Annotated in this window: 14 protein-coding genes; 10 read left to right on the top strand and 4 right to left on the bottom strand. The window is 49.1% G+C overall.

The window, feature by feature from the left end:
• Positions 1 to 43 precede the first annotated feature (43 nt).
• Entirely contained in the window at positions 44 to 2,464 is a 2,421-nt protein-coding gene (locus ACO08K_RS00250; RefSeq protein WP_421794372.1) for a TonB-dependent receptor domain-containing protein, read from the top strand.
• Between the two features lie 139 nt (positions 2,465 to 2,603).
• Positions 2,604 to 3,047: a 2-dehydro-3-deoxyphosphooctonate aldolase gene (locus ACO08K_RS00255; protein WP_421794373.1), complete on the top strand. Its 444-nt coding sequence runs from the start codon at positions 2,604 to 2,606 to the stop codon at positions 3,045 to 3,047.
• Between the two features lie 351 nt (positions 3,048 to 3,398).
• On the opposite strand, the gene ACO08K_RS00260 is transcribed toward ACO08K_RS00255, so the two are convergent.
• The gene (locus tag ACO08K_RS00260) at positions 3,399 to 4,040 is read right to left on the bottom strand and encodes a carboxypeptidase-like regulatory domain-containing protein (protein WP_421794374.1); all 642 of its coding nucleotides are present in this window, start codon (positions 4,038 to 4,040) and stop codon (positions 3,399 to 3,401) included.
• Positions 4,041 to 4,173: 133 nt separating this feature from the next.
• Here ACO08K_RS00260 and ACO08K_RS00265 point away from each other — a divergent pair, with 133 nt between their 5' ends.
• The 4 genes from ACO08K_RS00265 (at position 4,174) to ACO08K_RS00280 (ending at position 9,145) form a co-directional block, all read left to right on the top strand.
• Positions 4,174 to 4,713, top strand: coding sequence for an RNA polymerase sigma factor (locus ACO08K_RS00265; RefSeq protein ID WP_421794375.1), 540 nt, complete (start codon positions 4,174 to 4,176; stop codon positions 4,711 to 4,713).
• Positions 4,694 to 4,966 carry a hypothetical protein gene (locus ACO08K_RS00270; RefSeq protein ID WP_421794376.1) on the top strand — a complete coding sequence of 91 codons (273 nt, stop codon included), beginning with the start codon at positions 4,694 to 4,696 and terminating at the stop codon, positions 4,964 to 4,966. Before ACO08K_RS00265 ends, ACO08K_RS00270 begins: the two co-directional genes overlap by 20 nt.
• Before the next feature lie 105 nt (positions 4,967 to 5,071).
• Positions 5,072 to 5,740 (top strand): ClpP family protease, encoded by a 669-nt coding sequence (locus ACO08K_RS00275; protein ID WP_421794377.1) that lies wholly within the window; start codon positions 5,072 to 5,074, stop codon positions 5,738 to 5,740.
• Positions 5,741 to 6,187: 447 nt separating this feature from the next.
• Entirely contained in the window at positions 6,188 to 9,145 is a 2,958-nt protein-coding gene (locus tag ACO08K_RS00280; protein WP_421794378.1) for a PVC-type heme-binding CxxCH protein, read from the top strand.
• Between the two features lie 204 nt (positions 9,146 to 9,349).
• On the opposite strand, the gene ACO08K_RS00285 is transcribed toward ACO08K_RS00280, so the two are convergent.
• From ACO08K_RS00285 to ACO08K_RS00295, 3 genes are all read right to left on the bottom strand, one after another.
• On the bottom strand, positions 9,350 to 11,221 hold the full coding sequence (locus tag ACO08K_RS00285) for a peptidase U32 family protein (protein ID WP_421794379.1): 1,872 nt from the start codon (positions 11,219 to 11,221) through the stop codon (positions 9,350 to 9,352).
• Between the two features lie 207 nt (positions 11,222 to 11,428).
• Positions 11,429 to 12,004 carry a TMEM175 family protein gene (locus ACO08K_RS00290; RefSeq protein ID WP_421794380.1) on the bottom strand — a complete coding sequence of 192 codons (576 nt, stop codon included), beginning with the start codon at positions 12,002 to 12,004 and terminating at the stop codon, positions 11,429 to 11,431.
• Between the two features lie 74 nt (positions 12,005 to 12,078).
• The gene (locus ACO08K_RS00295) at positions 12,079 to 12,261 is read right to left on the bottom strand and encodes a hypothetical protein (protein ID WP_421794381.1); all 183 of its coding nucleotides are present in this window, start codon (positions 12,259 to 12,261) and stop codon (positions 12,079 to 12,081) included.
• 863 nt (positions 12,262 to 13,124) lie between these two features.
• Here ACO08K_RS00295 and ACO08K_RS00300 point away from each other — a divergent pair.
• From ACO08K_RS00300 to ACO08K_RS00315, 4 genes are all read left to right on the top strand, one after another.
• Positions 13,125 to 16,172 carry a leucine-rich repeat domain-containing protein gene (locus ACO08K_RS00300; protein WP_421794931.1) on the top strand — a complete coding sequence of 1,016 codons (3,048 nt, stop codon included), beginning with the start codon at positions 13,125 to 13,127 and terminating at the stop codon, positions 16,170 to 16,172.
• A 157-nt stretch (positions 16,173 to 16,329) separates the two neighbouring features.
• Positions 16,330 to 16,773 carry a DUF3592 domain-containing protein gene (locus ACO08K_RS00305; protein ID WP_421794382.1) on the top strand — a complete coding sequence of 148 codons (444 nt, stop codon included), beginning with the start codon at positions 16,330 to 16,332 and terminating at the stop codon, positions 16,771 to 16,773.
• Between the two features lie 116 nt (positions 16,774 to 16,889).
• Positions 16,890 to 19,394: a DPP IV N-terminal domain-containing protein gene (locus tag ACO08K_RS00310; protein WP_421794383.1), complete on the top strand. Its 2,505-nt coding sequence runs from the start codon at positions 16,890 to 16,892 to the stop codon at positions 19,392 to 19,394.
• Between the two features lie 172 nt (positions 19,395 to 19,566).
• Positions 19,567 to 21,003, top strand: coding sequence for an SLC13 family permease (locus ACO08K_RS00315; RefSeq protein WP_421794384.1), 1,437 nt, complete (start codon positions 19,567 to 19,569; stop codon positions 21,001 to 21,003).
• Positions 21,004 to 21,134 lie beyond the last annotated feature (131 nt).

Raw genomic sequence — 21,134 nt, forward strand, 5'->3', positions numbered from 1 at the left:
TGCGAATGCACTTAATCTTTTACACTCACGAAAATCTAAACACATGCGCGGGTACGGAATTGCCATTTTGCTGAGTCTTTTAGTAGCCACTGCTTGGGCACAAATAGCAACAGATCTGCCTTTTGAGCTGAAGGTTTTGGATGAAAAACAAGCTCCCTTGATCGGCGCTACTGTGGAATTGCTCAGCGGCAACTCCCCTACCCCTCTGCAAATGGCGGTGAGTGACGAGCGCGGCCTCATCAATTTTACCCTAAAAGCCAACACGACCTATAGCCTCAAAATCCGCTACGTCGGGTACACCGAACTCATTACCGAGCTCAAGCCCGAAACTGTGTCGACCCAAAAACTGAGCCTCAACCTGCAACCCGATAGCAAAACCCTGGAGGGCGTCACCGTATCGGGCCGCAAAGCGCTCATACAACGACTACAGGGCAAAACCATCGTCAATGTAGACGCCTCAGTAACCAATGCTGGAACCACCGTACTCGAAGTATTGGAAAAATCGCCCGGCGTGATGGTCGATCGCAACGGAGGCCTTAGCTTGATGGGTAAAACAGGAGTTTTGGTGATGATCGATGATAAACCCACGTACCTGGGTGGGGCGGAATTGACCAATCTTTTGAGCGGCATGAGTTCCACCCAGGTCGACCAAATCGAGCTAATCACCAACCCCTCCGCCAAATACGACGCCAGTGGCAATGCTGGCATCATCAACATCAAGACCAAAAAGAACAAACAAAAGGGTTTCAATGGCACCCTGACCACTTCCTACGGCCAAGGCTATTACCCCAAAAGCAACAACAGCCTGGCCTTCAACTACCGCAACAGGCGCTTCAACAGCTACCTGACTTACAGTAGCAACTTCAACCGGAACTACACCCGCCTCTACGCCCTGCGGGAATACTTCAACCAAAATGACCAATTGGAATCCCGTCTGGATCAACCGACTCTCCTGGTCAACCAAAGTTTCAACAACACCCTGAAAACCGGTTTTGACTATTATCTTTCAGACAAAACGACCCTTGGCCTTGGCCTGACTGGCATCACCAACCGCCGCAAAGGCAGTGGCAACGCCCGGGTGGCCTGGGAAACCCCGCTTGGACAAATCGATTCGAGCATTGCCACCCAAAGCAGCAGTTCAGGTTGGTTCAAATCGGGTGGGTTCAATGTATACGGCAAACACAATTTCAGCAAAACCCAACAGTTATCCATTGATTTTGACTGGCTCAAGTACGACATCGACAACAGCCAGTTGTTCCTCAATTCCTTCCTGGCCGCCGGTGGCTACAACGAAGGTGCACGTGGCTACTTGCCATCCCTCTTGGAAATTGCCTCTATAAAAGTGGATTACAGTTGGCAAATCAACGACAATGGCAAATGGGAAGCGGGGTATAAAAACTCCAATATCGACACCGACAATACCGCCGATTATGAGATTGGAAATGGTGCGAACTGGTACCAGGATTACGGCAAAACCAACCGCTTCCTGTACAAAGAAAACATCCACGCCCTGTACAGCAGCTACGAGCAAAAACTGGATCGTTTGTCCTTTCAAGTTGGATTGCGTTACGAACGCACCAATTACGACGCGCACCAGTTGGGCAATGTGGAGCGCCCGGATTCGGCCTTTTCGCGCAAATACGCTGGATTTTTTCCATCCGGCTACCTGTCTTACCAACTGGATTCCTCCAATGTATTGACCCTCACCGCAGGGCGCCGCCTGGATCGGCCCGCCTTCCAACACCTCAACCCCTTTGTCAACATCCTCAACAAATACACCTATGAACGGGGCAATCCTTTTTTCCAGCCCCAATACACCTGGAATCTGGAGTTGAGCCACCAATACAAAGACTTCCTCACCACGGCGGTATCGTATGGCATCATCCGCAATTATTTTTCCCAACTCTTCTTGTCCGAAGGGGAAGACATCCTGATTTATACGCGGGGCAATGTGGGTAAAATGTACAACCTGGGCCTGTCCGTCGCCGCCAATTTTTCACCCGCCAAATGGTGGTCTTTCAATGGCCAGGTGATTTTTAACCAAAAAACGTTCAACGGTTTTCAGGGCAACGACTATCGTTCTTCCGTCGCCCAACTCAATTTCAGCATCAACAACCAGTTTCAATTGGGCAAGGTGTACAGTGGCGAAATTTCGGGAGCCTACACCACCCGTTCGCGCAACGACATCCAGGAACTCGTTTACGATTCCGGGCAATTGTCTTTTGGGGTATCCCGACCAGTGCTGAAAAAACAGGGCACACTTAAACTCAGCGTCAGGGATCTTTTGCATACCCGGATCATGGAAGGTTTGACCGATTTCCCGGATGCGGAGGAGTATTTTATCATCCACTGGGATACGCGGGTCGTGAACCTCGCTTTTTCCTATCGTTTTGGAAAGCCCCTAAAGTCGGCACGACGGAACGGTGGTGCAGCGAGTGATGAGATGGAGCGGGTGGGGAATTAGCATTTTACAAGCTTCTCGATAAGGCCCAAAGCCCTGACTATGCACATTTTAGCATAGTCAGGGCTTTTCTTTTTAAACAATTCCCTTGCAAATTAAGCGTTGATAATAAAAACATCAATAACAATAAAAAATAACGACAATGAAAAGAAGCTTCCTTCCATTTGTACTATTGTTATTTGTAACAGCTTGCTCAACTCAAAAAGGAGTTGTAGTCAACAAACCGAAATTATTGGACGAAAACACATTTGTAATTACCGAAATCTCGACCGACCCTAGTTATGGCTTTACTGAGAAAAATCCGATTAAAGTTGGAGGGGTAGAAGCGAAACAAGGCCCCGTAAATGAAAGAAGATTTTTAAATGCATTGGCCGGTCCAAATGGAGAACAAATTTCATATCGCCGCGCAGGGAGTTGTTGTCATTTCAAAACCCCAAATGGATTAATGGGCTCTGGCTTGTTAGATCGTTATCGGGTTACCTGGGAAGGGTCAAAAGATACTTTGTCCATCTTCATCAATATGTACGATTACGGGACTTTGCAAGCGCCAAAAGGTTTTCGGATTAAAAACAAAACAATGATGTGAGTTGTCAATGCTAGTCTCTTCGGTGGTCATTCCTTCCATACCATCAAAACCATAGCGGAGTTGATCGCGCTGGTTTTGGTTGCCTGGACGATTATTTGGAAAAGCCCGGCTTAGACAAAGGGCCGATCAGTTCTGGATTAGAAAGTAGGGTATGGATCGGAGGACATAAATTGCCACGTGCTTTAGCGCGTGGGTAGCAGGATTTTTTGAAAATGGGCTTTAGCCCTCACTTAAAAATTTAGGTTAGGATTAAAGTGCATCAAAAAGACAATCTCCTTCCACGCACTAAAGCACGTGGCAAGTCAGGTCCTCCGCTTCTGAAATACAAAAATGTTTAGGTATGCCGATAGACTATTGCTTCTGCAAAATCACCTTCTCTACCCAGCCCTTGCTGCTGCGCAAAAAATAAGTCCCTGCTGGCCAGGCACTCAAGTCGATTGAAGCATTGAGTTGATCGCTAAAGTTGAAACTTTGGAGTTTTTGACCGTTGAGGTTGTATAGGTCTATTTGGCCAAGAGGAGTTTCTTGTTGAAGAAAGATTTGATGTTGGGTAGGAATCGGATAGACACGCACATTAGGCTTAACGAACGATTCAACTAGTATGCTATCTAGTTTTACGACCTGTCTAGTGCAATAACACAAGCAACAACGACGATTTACGTAACTGTAAGCGACGATCGAAACTTCAGGTAAATCATACTCTACCGGAAATAGCAGCTCAGTACTATTCTCCTTTACATCTGGTTGAATTTTAATCTGTCTTCGTTCAAAACCCAAATACGACATTTCCAGCACGTCCATACCTGGAACCACACTAAGTGAAAATCTGCCGTTTTCATCTGTAATGGTGCCTTCTACTGTTTGTTGTCGCCAAACGCTCACCCCCGTCAAAGGCCGATTCTGCTCATCCGTAATCTGCCAGTTCAAAGTAACTTGTCCAGCAAGAGTAATTCCCCACAGGGAAATAAGCCCTAAAAAGTACATTTTTTTCATGATCCTGAGTTTTTACTCACGATGCTATCAACAGTATAATTGCATAAGTGAAGTAATTTTTTTCAAAAAAAATTACTTGCACCCGGTGATATTTCCCCCCTAACTTGCACTTACTTATAAACACGCAATAATCATGGTAGCAGCACCAGCAAAAATAAAGAGCGATTCCACCATCGAAACCCTGTACGAAACGGCCTTCCCTGGAGTAGCCCGTTTTGTACAAAAAATGGGTGGTGACTTGGAGGACGCCAAAGACATCTTTCACGATGCCCTGATCATCTTCCAGGAGCGCCAAAATCAGCCTGGTTTCCACATCCAACAAAGCCCCACTGCGTATTTGCTGGGTGTGGCCAAACACTTGTGGTTGCGCAAACACCACCGTCAACGCAAGCTAGTGCCACTAACTGAGGCTGAAAAAGAAATCAGTCTACCCGAGGATTTTTTCCCCAACCTGCATACCCAGCACCTACTCCAGTTTTTGGAAAACGCTGGCCAAAAATGCCTCGCCCTGCTCCGCGCTTTTTATTACCAAAAAACACCAGTCAAACAACTGGCCCAAACCCTCGGCTACGCCACCGAACATTCCGTAAGCGTCCAGAAGTACAAATGCCTCGAAAAGGTTCGCCTCAGCATTCAGCAAAAATCCCTGCGTTATGAAGACTTCCATGAGTGAAACCATCCTGATCGAACGCTACCTCTGGGGAGAGCTTTTGCCGCTGGAAAAACAAACCTTCAAAGCGCGTTTGTTGCAAAGCCCCCGCCTACGGCTCAGGGTATATTTTCAAAAAAAAGCACACCTTTTGGTCAAACTGTACCACCGCAAAAAACTGAAGGCAGAACTGGAACTGCTGTACGAGGAATTGTTCAATAACCCGGAGAAAAGCCAGTTTCGGGAAGATATTCACCACATTTTTGATAAGGGTTGAGGAGTTGAGAAGTTGAGGCTACCGCAGCGCTTTTGACGAAGACCTTGTCTAAGTCGCTGCGGTAGCCTCAACTCATCAACTCCTCAACTTCTCAACTCCAAACCTATGGTTCAAGCAAGTCTTGTCCCCATGGTCATTGACAATGACGGTGGCGGAGAGCGAGCGTATGACATTTACAGTCTGCTGCTCAAGGAACGTATTGTCTTTTTAGCGGGCGAAATCAACGACACGATGGCCAATATCGTAGTTGCGCAACTGCTCTACCTCAGCAGCCGCGACCCCAAACAGCAGATCAACCTGTACATTCAAAGTCCAGGCGGGATTGTGTATTCGGGGATGGCCATTTACGATACCATCCGCATGATTGGCACACCAGTGTCTACGGTTGCAGTGGGATTTACGGGCAGTATGGCCACCTTTTTGCTCAGTGCAGGCACCCCGGGCAAACGGTATGCGCTAGCACATGCTACCATCCACAACCACCCTACCAGTGGCGGCTCACGCGGCTATACCGAGGATGTGCGTATTGCTACCCGTGAACAGGATCGCATCCAGGCGCAGATTTTTCACCTCCTGGGCAAACATTGCGGGCGCAGTGGCCAAGAAGTAGAGGAGTTTTTCCTCCGCGACAAATACCTGAATGCCCAGGAGGCTAAGGACTTTGGCATCGTGGATGAAATTTTGGGGGATGTAGGAGATTTGGTGGTATTGAACCCTACGTTGCCGGAGGTGAATTTGTTGTCGGCTTTGGCGCTTAGGGCTGGGGGGAGTTGATAACTCACATTACACAGCCTATGTATCAAATACCTCGATTTTGGAAAGCCAACTATTTTTCTGATTTGGCTGCGCCAAATATTTTTTAACCGCAGAGTTTCGTAGAGTACCCGCAGAGTTTCTCGGAGTTTTTAAGTTAGGCCATCTGCGATGGCAAAGAGTGCTCAGATGCCGCATTGAGCAGCAACTGGTACGAAAAAATTAAATTTCAATAGTGCCGAACACTCGCCACCGCAGGTGGCAAACTCCTTATAACTAAAAGAAACTCCGTGAAACTCTGCGGGTACTCTGCGAAACTCTGCGGTTAAAAACTGCGTAATGTGAGCAAATACTATCGAGTCCATTCAGTTTCCAACACGCTAAATAAACGGACTTGGCTTTGTTTGACCTTTTTTATATCTTCATTGCAACGAAATATAGCTTTGAAGTTTCAATCAAGCCCACGCCATGCAACACCACACCTACATTGCAAGTCCATTTTTTTCTTACGCTTACACAGCCTTTTTATTCCTGGCCCTGAGCGGATTTGCCTGCCAAAAAACCAGCACCCCCGAAGGTTTCCAAATCGAACCCGGCTTCAAACTCGAACGAGTAGCCGCCGAACCCTTGATCAAAGACCCCGTCGACCTGGAATTCAATGAACGCGGCGAAGCCATGGTGCTCGAAATGCCCGGCTACCCTTTCGAAGACCGCCAAAGTCGCTTGCTCGTGCTTCAGGATAAAAACAAAGACGGCACTTACGATGACTCCAGCGTTTTCGCCGAAGGCCTACAACTCGCCAACTCCTTTTTGCCCTACAAAAAAGGTGTGCTGGTGGCCGCCCCACCCTATCTCCTCTTCTTGCACGACGAGGACAAAAATAATGTAGCCGATAAGGTCGATACCCTTATGGGCGGCTTTTCCACGGGCAACTTACAGCACAACTACAATGGCCTCACTTACGGCCTGGACAACTGGATTTATGCAGCCAACGGTGGCAACGATGGCAAACCCTACTGGTGGGGTGATTCCAGCAGTGTCATGGATTTGCGTGGTCAGGATTTCCGTTTCAATCTGGAGACCCGTACCATGGAACGCCTCGGCGAGTCCTCCGGTGGATTTGGCCTGGCCATGGACGAATACGGGCGTATGTACGAAACCTACAACCTGACGCATATTTCCACCCTGGTTTTCCCGGCTCGCTACTTCAAGGGCAAAGATCATTTGGAAAAAAGTACCCTTGAAAATGCCTCCAATCACGAGGAAAGTGGTCTGGCCCGCATCTACCCTATCGGCGAGCAGGAATCACGAGTAAACCACCCGGAGCAATCGGGGTATTTTTCGGGCTCTTGCGGCATCACCTACTACGGCGGCGGCGCTTTTGGCGAGGAATACGACCACACAGTTTGGGTTGCTGATGTGGTGCTCAACCTGGTTCATGTAGACAAAATCAAAGCCAATGGTGCCTCCTTCAGCGCCCAGCGCCAACTCGACAAGCGGGACTTATTGGCCAGCAGTGACCGCGCCTTTCGCCCCGTCAACATGAACGTTGGCCCCGATGGCTCCATGTACCTGGTCGACATGTACCGCAAAGTGATCGAGCACCCCGAATGGATTCCCGATGACATCGAAAAAACCCTCGACCTGGAGGCAGGCAAAGATCAGGGCCGGATTTATCGGATCAGCAAAGGCAATGAAAGAGCCTATGATGTAGCCCAATTTAAAACGGAAATTGGCCTGGTTCAGGCGCTAGCACACCCCAATCAATGGGTGCGCAAAACAGCCCATCGTTTGTTGATGGAGCAAAAATTGGGGCAAACCAGTTTACATGGTTTAAAAGGATTGCTCAAAGACAAAAACCCTTTGGCTAAAGTACACGCGTTGAACATCCTGGCCGCTCAGGGTGAATTAACAGGCAAAGAACTGGCCGCGGCATTGGCGGATCAGGAGGCGGCCATCCGCGAAACTGCACTACAATTAGCAGAAAGCGAACTGGAAAATGATCCAAACCTGCTCCAAACCTGCATCCAACTCTTGAATGACCCGGATCAACGAGTGCGCATGCAAGCTGCGCTGAGCCTGAGTACTCTGGATGATACCAGTGCAGCCTACCAAAAGCAGCGCACAGCCATTCTCAAAGGGCTGAACGCCGCTGCCCAAAAAAGTGTGGATACCTGGAACACTTGTGCCATTGCCCTGGCTGCGCAAGGATCGGCGGGGGATTTGTTTGCGAGTCTGCTACAATCCAATCAGCCTGCAAACAGCGAATTATTGGCAGTGTTGGCACAAAGCGCTGGGCAATCCACCCAGGGTTTGCAAAGTGTTTTGCAACAACTGGCTGCGCCAAAAACAAGCAATGCAACTCGACAAAGCATCGTGCAACAACTCAGTCAGGAAGTTCCAAAACTCAGCGGAACAGCCACCCTGGAACCCGCCCTCAAAGCGCTGGAACAATCCCGAGACCTCGGCTTGATTTCCGCTTCAGCGGCCCTGCGGCAACGCTTAAACTTGCCGCCCTCCGCCGAGTTTTTGAGCCTCAGCCGCAGCGCTTTGCAAAAGGTAAACGACGTCAGCCTTCCCGATTCCACCCGGGTGCAGCAACTTGCCCTGCTGACCTTGCTGCCCTATGCCCAAAAATCCAAAGTGCTGTTTGCCTGCCTACCCAACAGCCAGCCCATCCAGCTCCAGGAAGAAGCCCTGCGCCAATTGGCCAACTACGCCGAGCCCGAAATCGGCCGACGCCTGGTCCAACTCTGGGCAGAACTGGGCCCACACATCCGCAAGTACGCAGGTGACCTGCTGCTGGATCGCGAAATCCACCACGATGCCCTACTCACTGGTCTGGAAAAAGGCCAGATCAACATTGGCGAGATGAACTTCGACCTCGAACGCCGCCGCACCTTGCTCTGGTGGACCGATAACGAAAATACCAAACGCCGCGCTGAAAAACTCTTCAGCGACGCCGCCGTGGTAACCCGGCAAGCGGCCATCGATAAAATGAAACCTGCTCTCACACTCAAAGGCACTGCGGCAAAGGGGAAAACGGTATTTGAAACCCATTGCGCCACTTGCCACCGCTACGGCAATACGGGCGTGGAAGTTGGCCCGGTGCTGACCGAAATATCCCGCAAAAGTAAAGCCACCCTCCTGCACGACATCCTCGACCCCAATGCTGCAGCCGACCCCAAATACATCAGCCACCGCCTCGAAAGCAAGGATGGGCTCAGCCACCTGGGCATTGTGGCCGCCGAAACGGATCAGAACGTGACCTTGTTAAAAATGGGGGGCGAGAAGGTGACTTTGGCTAAGAAGGAGCTGAAGTCGTTTCGGTCGATGGGGACTTCGTTGATGATGGAGGGGTTGGAGAATGCGATAACTGCGCAAGAGATGGGGGATTTGTTGGCGTTTTTGCAGGGGGGAGAGTGAGGCTGGGTTACTCAATACATATCGATATTTGGCCATACCCCAGCCATCTTTGTATTCCCAGAAGCAACGGACATGAATTGCCACGCGCTAAAGCACGTGGCAATTCATGTCCTCCGAGCAAAAGGTACAGGAATGTAAAAATTCGCTCGAAATTGGCTCATACTGGCTCAAAAATAGAAATCACTGGCTCATACTGGCTCAAAATCACTCCATCCCATCCTCCTCCAGCACCAATTCCGCATCCTTTTCCCAAATCTCCATTTCACAAGGCTTACAATTGAACTTCAGCTTGTACTCTACTTCCCCATGTTTGAGAGTGAGTGGTTCGGCCACTTTGGCACCCATGGTTGCGCGTTGGTAGCGGGGACATTTGCCCAATTCGTACTTCACGCAGTATTTGGTCACCATCACCCGCGATTTGCCGGGGTCCCACTGCAATTCAAAAGCCTTTTCTATCTCGGTAACGCCGTGGCGGTGGTAAAATGCCCGGGCTAGTTTATTGGACACGTTGTAGGTAAAATCCAGTTGTTGCACCGGATAAGGGTGATCCGTTTTGACGATCTGATGTTCTTCCCGCTGGTAATCCCGGATGCGGATTTCCGCCAATTCCTCCAGAGCTGCGCGGCGAATTTCGTTCACCTTTGAGTTGGGCAAAAACCAGTTTTGCGAAAAATCCACTTCTATTTCATCGGCCATGAAGGGTGTATTCCCCGTTTTGGCGAGGTTCTTTTTGATGTTGTCGATCAGGCCATCGGCGTTTTTGGCGAGGTCTTTGGGGAGCTCAAAACTGGTGATGTTTTCGTGGCCGTCCTCGTCTACCACCCGCAGCGCGAAACCCGTTTCCGTTTCGCTGAACAACATTTTTACCCCAATTTTCCGCACGGCGCTGTTTTCATTCTCCAGCATGCGGTTGAATTCGGCGTCGTGGTTGCGGTAGATTTCCGTGCCTACAGGCAGCGGCTTCAAGGTATTGGGCACCACAATGTCGTTCACGATGATGTTGACCTGTACGCCATCGGCCACACCCTGCTCGTTGAGGAAGTAGAGGCCGTCCCCGTTGTTGAGCAACTCGTAGTTTTCGATCAGGTAGCCATTTGCTTTTTGTTCCAACAGCTTACCGATGTACTGCCCTTTGGATTTGGGGCTTTCCCAGGAGCCGATTTTACTGTGGCGCTGGTTGACAAAATAATCGGTGTAACCCCGGTTGAAACTGCGGTCCAGGCCGGGTTCAAAATTGTAAAAAGTGCGGCCCGAAGAGGCTTTTTGGTATTGATCGGGATGCGCTTCCAGAAAGGCATCCAGTCTTTGGCGCAGGTAGGAGGTGTTGTTTTTGACGTAAACGATGTCTTTCAAACGGCCTTCAATTTTGAAAGAAGAAATGCCCGCCTGAATCAGATTGGGCAGTTCATCACTCAAGTCCAAATCCTTGATGGACAAGAGGTGGCTGCTTTCGATGAGGGTATTGCCATTGCCGTCGATCAGCTGGTAAGGCAGGCGGCAGTTTTGGGCGCAGGAGCCCCGGTTGGCCGAACGTTCGCCGTTGGCAATGCTCATGTAGCAGTTGCCGCTAAAGGATACGCAAAGTGCACCAGTCACAAAAAACTCCAGTTCTACATCCGAGGCTGCGTGGATTTCGCGGATTTGGTCCAGGTTCAACTCCCGGGCCAGCACTACCCTTTTGATGCCCGCATCAGCCAGGAATTTCACGTGGCCGGCGTCCCGGTTGTTGGCCTGGGTGCTGGCGTGAATGGCGATGGGTGGCAGTTCCATTTCGAGGATGCCCATGTCCTGTACGATGATGGCATCCACGCCGATGTGGTACAATTCCCAGATGAGTTGGCGGCAAGGCTCCAGCTCGTTTTCGTACAAAATGGTATTGAGGGTCACCAGCACCTTTGCTTTGAACAAATGTGCGTACTTGACCATTTCGGCGATGTCCTCCAGGGAGTTGGTGGCATTGGTACGGGCACCAAACAGGGGTGCACCAATGTACACGGCATCTGCGCCCGCATTGACGGCGGCCATGCCCTGATATAGATTTTTGGCCGGAGCCAGGATTTCGATCTTTCTGCTCATTGGGTGCGCCTCGTTTCTTACTGCTAATAATTCAGATGAGGCGCAAAATTACAAAAATTAGTAAATGTTTGGTGGATCAACTTCGGTGGCTTGTTTTTAAGACAGGTATGCACAAATTGATCCCTCCAGTTCCAGCCAGCACCAAATGGCCTTAAGCATCAGCCTTATTTTTGATAGAGCTGCTACAAAGTAAAACGCCACTAAGCCCTATTTGCGAAAGCGATCCGGCAAAAAGTACCACAAGGGGATGCCCACAAAAATCAAAAAAGACAAATACACCGAAACAAAAGCCAGTGGAATGGAGGCCAGGTATAATAATGTCGACACCAAATTACTCCGTTGAACCACTGCGTTGTAGGGCAATAATTGAGCATCCACTTCCTCGTATCGGCGCAATAAAAAGAACCCAAAGGCATTGAGAAAGAGGATAAACCCATAAAACATCACCGCCTGGGGTAAAAAGGGATGCAATGCCAAAAAGTTGGTTGGCATGGGAATCAGCGACATGGCAAAGAGCAAAAACATGTTGTACCAAACCAGCTTGGACGTGGAATGAGCAATCCGGTCGAACATGGCATGGTGGTTGAGCCACATGATGGCAACCACCACAAAACTCAACATGTAGGACAAGATTTTTGGCACCACTGCCTCCAATGCCTTCCATACATCCTGATCTGAAAAATCTTTGGCCAGCTCGGGTATTTTTAAATCAAAGGCCATAATCGTGATGATGATGGCAATCACCCCGTCGCTGAATGCTTCAATGCGGTTTTTAGACAACATACTTAAAAGTTAAAGCGATAATTAAATGTAAGCCATTGCCCATTATTCTTAGATGCTCCTTTGGCCATCGCCATCTACATCCCCAGGTTTTTCAAAGCTTCGTATACCAAAAAGGCTGGCCAAAAAACAGCCTTAAAAATCCCTACCAGGCCCATCCAGAAACTGGTGGCGTGGGAAATGTAATAGACGAGAGCTCCGATGAAGCCCATTCCATAAACCGAGTTGCTAGCAGCGTGACGTTGAATTTGTTCTTTCATTTGTTGGAGAGTTTGTGGTTTAAGTTGTTGTTGTTTTTGCTTTGTTAAAAATACCAATATAAGTGGAAGTGTTGATTTTTTTATGGGTTGTAACTTTAGTAGAGTAGGTGAAAATCAGGGCATAAAATCCCTTCTATCCGAACAAGAAAAAATGCATCACTCGTGCCGCAGGCGCGAGCAAAATCCGCGTGGATCCGTTTAATCCGCGTCCTCCGTGCTGCCATTGTATCGCTTTGGTGTGTCGCTTTAGACCAATGTCATTGACTTTAGAAAAAAGGTGCATTCAGTGCAAAATTGTGCTGATGTCTGCCAACCCCCGACCCCTGAAAGGGGAGTACATTTTACGTATGTTTAAAATTTTGTCTTTCAGTTAAAAAGGGGTAAATTTTCAAGCTTACGTAGGCTGTACTCCCCTTTCAGGGGTCGGGGGTTCTGAGGCAAAAGCACACAACCAAATTCAACGCAAAACTCCTAGTCAATGACATTGGGCTAAAGCGACACAATAGCAGCGCGGACGCGGATGAAACAGATCTACGCGGATTTTGCTCGCGCCTGCGGCACGAGTTGGGGCTTTTTTATAAAACACTTCAGGCTTTGCCCAGCCACAAAAATCAACTGCTCATTCCGAGTGGGGTATAGTAGTCCCCAAAAATATTTTTTAATTTGGGCCTGTCATTCAAAATCCCAAGCCATACAACATGACCCAACTCGCCCTGGACCTTATCTCAGAAAACAAAGCTAAGCATGCTCGTGGAGAGGATGCCTCTTATCTTGATCTTGGCAATTGTGGCCTGACTGAAATGCCTGATCTTTCTGGAATGGATTGGGTGGAGATACTTGTTCTCAGCGATTCATGGTATGAAATGGATGGGAATTATATATACTATAGCAAAAATACTGGTACTAAAAATAGCTTCTCAGGTACTTTCTACTTAGTACTGCCAATTAGTCTTAAAAAACTAGTGGCATATGAATGCAATATCACTAAAATTGAACTGCTAAATGACGCACCCAATTTAGAGTCAGTAAACCTTTCTTATAACCCCATTAGTACCTACTCCTTTCTTGAAAAAGCACCCAATATTAATTGGCTTAGACTATGTGGTAATCAAATCTCCGACGCGCGATTTTTGGAAAAATTGACCAACCTAAACTCCCTTGACATCAGTTCCAATAAAATCTCCGACGCTAGCTTTTTGGAAAAATTGACCGGACTCACTACCCTCTACCTCAGTTACAATCAAATCTCCGACGCTAGCTTTTTGGAAAAATTGACCGGACTCACTACCCTCTACCTCAGTTACAATCAAATCTCCGACGCTAGCTTTTTGGAAAAATTGACCGGACTCACTACCCTCTACCTCAGTTACAATCAAATCTCCGACGCTAGCTTTTTGGAAAAATTGACCGGACTCACTACCCTCTACCTCAGTTCCAATCAAATCTCCGACGCTAGCTTTTTGGAAAAATTGACCGGACTCACTACCCTCTACCTCAGTTCCAATCAAATCTCCGACGCTAGCTTTTTGGAAAAATTGACCGGACTCACTACCCTCTACCTCAGTTCCAATCAAATCTCCGACTGGCGATTTTTGGAAAAATTGACCGGACTCACTACCCTCGACCTCAGTTCCAATCAAATCTCCGACGCTAGCTTTTTGGAAAAATTGACCGGACTCACTACCCTCGACCTCAGTAACAATCAAATCTCCGACGCTAGCTTTTTGGAAAAATTGACCGGACTCACTACCCTCGACCTCAGTTACAATCAAATCTCTGATCTTGAACCTTTATTGACGCTGATAAAAAAAGGGGTTCCTGTGACCTTGGAGAAATATGGGGATGGAATAAACCTTCATGAAAATCCACTCATCAACCCGCCCATCACAATCGTCGAACAGGGCAACCCCGCCATCCTCGAATACTTCCGCCAAAAAGAAAAAGCGGGCATCAAACCCCTGCTCGAAGCCAAAATGGTACTACTCGGCGAGGGCAGAGCCGGCAAAACCTCCCTCGCCTGCCGCATGCTCGGCAAGGAGCTACCCAAACAAGAAGACCGTACCCAGGGGGTAGACATCGTCATCGGGGAGTACCGTTTTCCAGTGGAGGAGGGTGAGTTTGTGCTGCACATTTGGGATTTCGCTGGGCAGGACAAATACAAGCCGCTACACCAGTTTTTTTACACCGAAGGTGCAGTCTACGTCATGGTAGCCGATAGTGGCAATGCACAAACGGATTTTGCTGATTGGTTCGAAACTACCGAGATGTTCGGTGGCGAGGGCAGCCCACTCCTGGTTGCACTCAACGAGTTCCGGGAAGGTATGGGTATCGGCGCCTTTGACGAAGAAAAATGGCGCAAACAGTTCCCCAAACTCATCAAGGAAGTACGCTTGGTCAATCTTCTAAGCCAAAATGGCTTCCCTGCGCTCGAAAAAGACATCCGCCACCTGGCCAACCAACTGCCCCATACCCGCACGGAGTACCCCGCCAACTGGGCGAACATCCGCTCCGAACTCGAACGCCGCCGTGATGAAAACTACATCTCGCTGAAAGAATACCTCGATATCTGTAAGCAATTTGACTTACCCGAACGAGAAGGCGCCTTAATCTTGAGCGGCATTTTGCACCGCATCGGTGTGTGTCTGCACTACCAAAAAAGTGAGTTGCTGCGCCTGCATGTTATCCTGAAAAACGAGTGGGCCACTGCAGCAGTGTATAAAATCCTGGAGGACCAAACTGTTGCAGAAGTCAAAAAAGGCTTTTTCGATTGGTCCGACCTGCGTCGTATTTGGTCGGACGACAGCTACCAGGATATGCAACCGCAACTGCTCGAACTGATGTGTGAGTTCAAAATGGCCTACCCGCTGCCCAATGGCAAGGAGTTTGTTACGCCGCCACTACTGCCGAGCACTTCTCCACATGACTGGGATTTTCCGGTGGGTGAGGCCATCGAGGTACGGGTGGAGTACGAGTTTTTGCCAAAGGCCTTGATGACCCAGTTCATCGTCAGCCGCCATACCGATATTGACCGGGGGCGCACGTTGGTTTGGCGAGAAGGTGTGGTGCTGCGCTGGTCGGCAGATACCCTGGCACAAGTCTCCAAAATCAAATCGCGCGGACGTGATGCCCTGCAAATCCAGGCCCTGGGCAGCGAGCGGCGCGGATTGTTGACGGCCATTCTAAAAACCCTGCGCGACCTGCACGAGGAATACCGGGGCATCCGGGCGCACGAAATTGTGCCCTGCCCCTGCGAAGGATGCCGCACGGAGAAAAACCCGCAGCACTATTTTGATTTTAAAAACCTGAGCAACCGCTTGGAAAAAGGTCGGCGGGTAGTGGAGTGCGATCAGTCTTTGGAGGAGGTGGATTTGTTGAAAATTTTGGGGGATTTGTTGCTTTTTGAACGTTTGGGAGTTGGGGAGGCCGTGGTGTTGAAAGATATGGATCAGCAGAAACCGGCCACCGAAACCCAATCCAATGTTCCGCTCGCTTTTTTCTCCTATTCCAAAGAGGATGTTGCGTATCTGCAAGAATTTCAAAAACACTTAAAAACGCTTGAACGTCAGGGGCTGATTCGGTTTTGGGATGACCGAAAAATCCGCCCGGGGGAAGAATGGGATGATGAAATCAAAAAGGCTTTGAGCCATTCCGACATCGTTTTCCTCCTCGTTAGTGTGGATTTTTTAGCCACTGACTACATCTGGAAAACCGAAATTACTGAAGCCATGCTCCGCCACAAAGCGGGGAAGGCAAGAGTCATTCCCATAAAAATCAGGCCATGTGATTGGGTCGGGACACCCTTCGCCAAACTACAAGGGCTGCCGCGAAAAGACAAAATCATCGGCTCCAATCCCCAAAATGACGAGTTGTGGACGGAGGTAGTGAAGGAAATAAAAGAGTTGATCGAGTAGATATCGGTTGTGGGTGCCTGGGGTCAAAACATGGGCCTTTTATCAAAGTCTGGCACAATACGTAGAATCTAACCGCGTCAGAGGTGGACCGGTTTATAGCACTTGAACCCCCTTTAATTCGAGCCACGTAGTGGCGGCAAGGTAAAGACACAACTTTATGCACAAACACACCAAACACAAGCCAGCAAAACAGGACCTCAAACCCACCATCTTACTCGTCCTGACTTCCTTAAGCATCGTATTCCTATTACTATTCACCTGGGGAGCTGCACAAAAAGCATGGATCATGCTCGCAGGCACTTCCACCTCTGGCCTGGTCACCGACCTAAAAGTTGCGCCCGCCGGGTTCAAAAGTACCAGATCCTACGCATTGGTGGTAGAATACAAAGATGCCAGTGGTTCCACCAAAACTTACGAATCCCATATTTATTCGGCTCCCACACTCTACAAGGTGGGTGAGCAAGTGCCCTTGTGGTATTGGCAGGATCGGGTTTTGCTGAAGTCGATTAAAATGTGGACCAATACGATCCTTTGGGGTGTATTTGGGCTCTTTTTTGCCTTGGCAAGGTATTTGGTCAAAAAGAGTGAATTCAATCGGTAGTTTTTTGCATAAAAGTCCCCTTTTCGCCCTCCGTCTTCAAAAAATCACCATATCCCCTCCCCCACTTTCCTTTTTCCAGCATTTGCCTATCTTCGGAAGCAAAATTTTGGACTAGCATGAAAAAACTCGTTATTGCCCTGTTTATTTTGGGTTGCATCACTTTGGGCATGGCCCAAAACAAGCCCAAAGCCAATTATGAACTTGCCGCCCGTTTTTCCCAGCCTAAGGTGGAAAAAATGGTCTTTTCTACCAGTGTAAGCCCGCACTGGCTCAAAGAATCCGAACGATTCTGGTACCAGTACGAAACCAGTCAAGGCCGCAGTTACTACCTGGTGGATCCCGCCAAGAAGCTCAAAAAACTGCTGTTCGACAATGTCAAAATGGCCGCCGATATGTCGCGCCTTACGGGTGATCCCTTCGATGCCCAACACCTCGACATCGTCAACCTCAAGTTCATCAACAAGGAAACCGCGATTCGTTTTGAAGTCAAGAGTAAGTTGGCAGAAGAAGACGAAAAGAAGGATGAGGAAGAGGACGACATGAAACAGAAGAAGTCGGACGCGCCGCCCAAAAAAGTAAAGCGCACCTTCTACTTTGAATACGACCTCAACACCGGAGTACTCAAACTCCTCGAAGACTACAAAAAGCCCAAGGACAAACCCACCTGGGCCAGTATCGCTCCCGATTCCTCTTATGTGGTTTTTTCCAAAAACTACAACCTCTACTGGATGGACAAGGCCAATTTCCTGAAGGCGGTGAAAAAGGAGAAGGACTCTACCATCGTTGAAACCCAGCTGACCACCGATGGCCAGGAACACTACGGCTACCACAGCGGTGTGTTTGGCCAAACCGATCTGGAAAAAGAAAAAAACAAGGGCAAACGCCAGGGGGCCAGTGTCCTGTTTTCTCCCGATTCTAAAAAGTTCGCGCTCGTGCGCAACGACAACCGCAAGGTCAAAGACCTCTGGGTGATCAATTCAATCGCCGAGCCACGGCCAACTCTGGAGACCTACAAATACCACATGCCCGGTGAAAAGGAGGCCCCGCAACAGGAAATCTGGATTGTAGATTTTCCTTCCAAGTCCATGGTCAAGGTAGCCGCTGATACGACCATGAAAGACCAGGATTTGAACCTCATGCGCGCCCCCCGCCTGGCCAAAAACCGCGATGACGACCACCAACCCAACCTGTGGCTCGCTCCCAACTCGGATCAATTGTACTTCAGCCGCACCAGCCGCGACCTCAAACGTATTGATATCTGCGTGGCCGATACCAAAACGGGTGTGTCCAAAAACCTGATTGAAGAACGCCTGAACACTTATGTCGAAACCCGTCCCCTCGGGCTCGTCAACAACGGCGAAGAATACATCCACTGGTCGGAACGCGACGGCTGGGCGCATTTTTACCTGCACGACAAAACGGGCAAGCTGAAAAATCAGATCACCTCCGGGCCTTACCACTGCGAAAGTATTGAAGGCATTGACAGCAAAAACCGGGTTTTGTATTTCCTGGCCAACGGTCGGGAACCGGGCGAAGACCCTTATTTGACCCACCTGTACCGCGTCAATTTTGACGGAACTGGCCTAAAATTGTTGAGCAAGGGGGATTTCAACCACACCACTTCCAACAACGACGCGAACACCTTTTTTGTCAACAATTATTCCCGCGTCAATACCACGCCGAAATCGGAATTGCTCGACAATTTGGGCACCAAGCTCATGGATTTGGAAACTGCCGATTTGTCGCAACTTTTTGCCGCAGGCTACAAATTCCCGGAACCCTTCGTGGTCAAGGCTGCTGACGGCATCACCGACCTGTATGGGGTAATGTACAAACCCTTTGATTTTGACTCCACCCTCAAATATCCCATCCTCGAATACGTGTATCCGGGGCCACAAACCGAGGCAGTAAACAAGGCCTTTTCCGCAGGCATGGATCGCACCGATCGGCAGGCGCAATTGGGTTTCATTGTGATCACCATTGGCAACAGGGGTGGGCACCCCAGCCGTTCCAAATGGTACCACAACTATGGCTACGGCAACCTGCGAGACTACGGTCTGGAAGACAAAAAAGTAGCCGCCGAGCAACTGGCCGACCGCCACAAGTACATCGACCTCGACAAAGTGGGCATCTTTGGCCACTCCGGGGGCGGCTTTATGTCAACTGCCGCGATGTTGGTGTATCCCGATTTTTTCAAGGTGGCCGTTTCTTCTTCCGGCAACCACGAGAACAACATCTACAACCGATGGTGGAGCGAAAAACACGATGGTGTGAAAGAAGTGAAGGACGCCAAAGGCAACATCACTTTTGAATACGACATCGACAAAAACACCGAACTGGCCAAAAACCTGAAGGGTAAACTACTGATTTGTACGGGCGACATCGACAATAACGTGCATCCCGCCCTGACCATTCGTATGGCCAATGCTTTGATCAAAGCCAACAAACGTTTTGACTTCTTTGTGTTTCCTGGCCAACGGCATGGTTATGCGGATATGAATGAGTACTTTTTCTGGTTGCGGGCGGATTATTTCTGCAAGCACTTGCTGGGAGATTTCGAGGATAGCACGGATATTTTGCAAATGAACCGCGACAAACCCATGAATGCTAAACGGCCATAAATAGTAGGACCCAAAGCGACATTTTTTTAGCACAAAGAACACAAAGGGTTGCACAGAGAACACAAAGTTAGACGTTGACGGTTCTTTGTGTCCTTTGTGCAACCCTTTGTGTCCTTTGTGCTAAAAAAATGTCGCTTTCGTTTTTAACTTCGCGACAAACACCTAAGACATCATGAACATTAAACAGATTGGAATTATACTTGGCCCCGCTTTATTCACCATACTTCTGATTATTCCTCCACCGGAAGGCTTGGAGCCCGCTGCCTGGAAAGCCATTGCCATGGCCGCCTGGATGCTCAGCTGGTTCATCACCGAAGCATTACCGCTACCCGTAACGGCCCTTTTACCCATGGTGATCCAACCCCTTTTGGGCTTGGCGAAGGTCAAAGACGCCATGGCCCCCTATTCAGACCCCATCATTTATCTCTTCATGGGTGGCTTCACCATTGCCCTGGCGATGGAACGCTGGAACCTGCACCGCCGCATCGCCCTGAACATCCTGCGGATGACCGGCTCGAATGCAAACGGCATCATCCTCGGTTTTTTCCTGGCCACTGCCCTGATCAGCATGTGGATCAGCAATACCGCGACCACCATCATGATGTTGCCGATGGCGCTGTCAGTCATTGAATTGGTGAATCAAAAAGATGAAAAAGGCAATCCCTTGCCCGGGATGCGCAATTTTGCGATTTCGATGATGCTGGGCGTATCCTATGCTTCCAGTATTGGGGGCGTTGGGACCTTGATTGGCACCCCGCCGAACGTGGTTTTTGCAGCACAGATGAAGGAGCTATTTGACAAACAAATCCCCTTTGGGCAATGGATGGCGGTGGGTGTACCCTATGCTATTTTGCTCTTGTTGGGCGGCTATTGGATCATTGTGCGCTGGATTTACCCCAATGGTTTGGGTAAAATTGAGGGAGCCAAAGAACGACTAGACGCTGAACTGGCCAAACTTGGCCCGATGAGTGCGGGCGAAAAAAGAACCACTCTGGTTTTCACGCTGGCTGCCGCAGGCTGGATTTTTAAATTGCCCATCGAAAAGGCGATTCCAGGCTTGATCATCGAAGAATCTGTTGTGGGCATTTGTGCCGCACTGATGTTGTTTGCAGTGCCCATCAGTTGGAAAAACTACACTTTTGCCCTGGATTGGAAACATACCGAAAAGTTGCCCTGGGGTATTCTGTTGCTCTTTGGCGGGGGACTGAGTTTGGCCGCGGCCTTATCCTCTACTGGATTAATTGATTTGATCGGTCAACAATTTGCCGGAGGCAACGGAGGTTCTTGGTTGTTTTTATTCTTATTGGTGACGGTGACGGTGTTTTTGACCGAATTGTTGTCCAACGTTGCACTGGTCGTGGTTTTTATCCCCGTCATTGGTGCCGTAGCTCAGGCCATGAACATCGACCCGGTGGTGATGTGTATCCCTGTAACATTGGCAGCAAGTAGTGGATTTATGTTGCCCATGTCGACCCCACCCAATGCCATTGTATTTTCCAGTGGGCATTTGACCGTCACTACGATGATGCGGGCGGGGGTATGGTTGAACCTGTTGTCCATTGTACTGATGACGATCTTTGGTAAATTGGTGGTGCCTTTGTTCTTTTAGGAAAAAAACGAAATAAAGGACAAAGTTGACTCGGCTATTTTTTGATTTGGCAAGGCGCGAGGAAGGCGCATAGCAGGCCTACGCAACTGACGAGCAACGCAGTAAAATCAAAAAAGAGACAGTCAGATTGT

It is taken from the genome of Haliscomenobacter sp. (genome assembly GCF_965225875.1).
GTDB lineage: Bacteria > Bacteroidota > Bacteroidia > Chitinophagales > Saprospiraceae > Haliscomenobacter.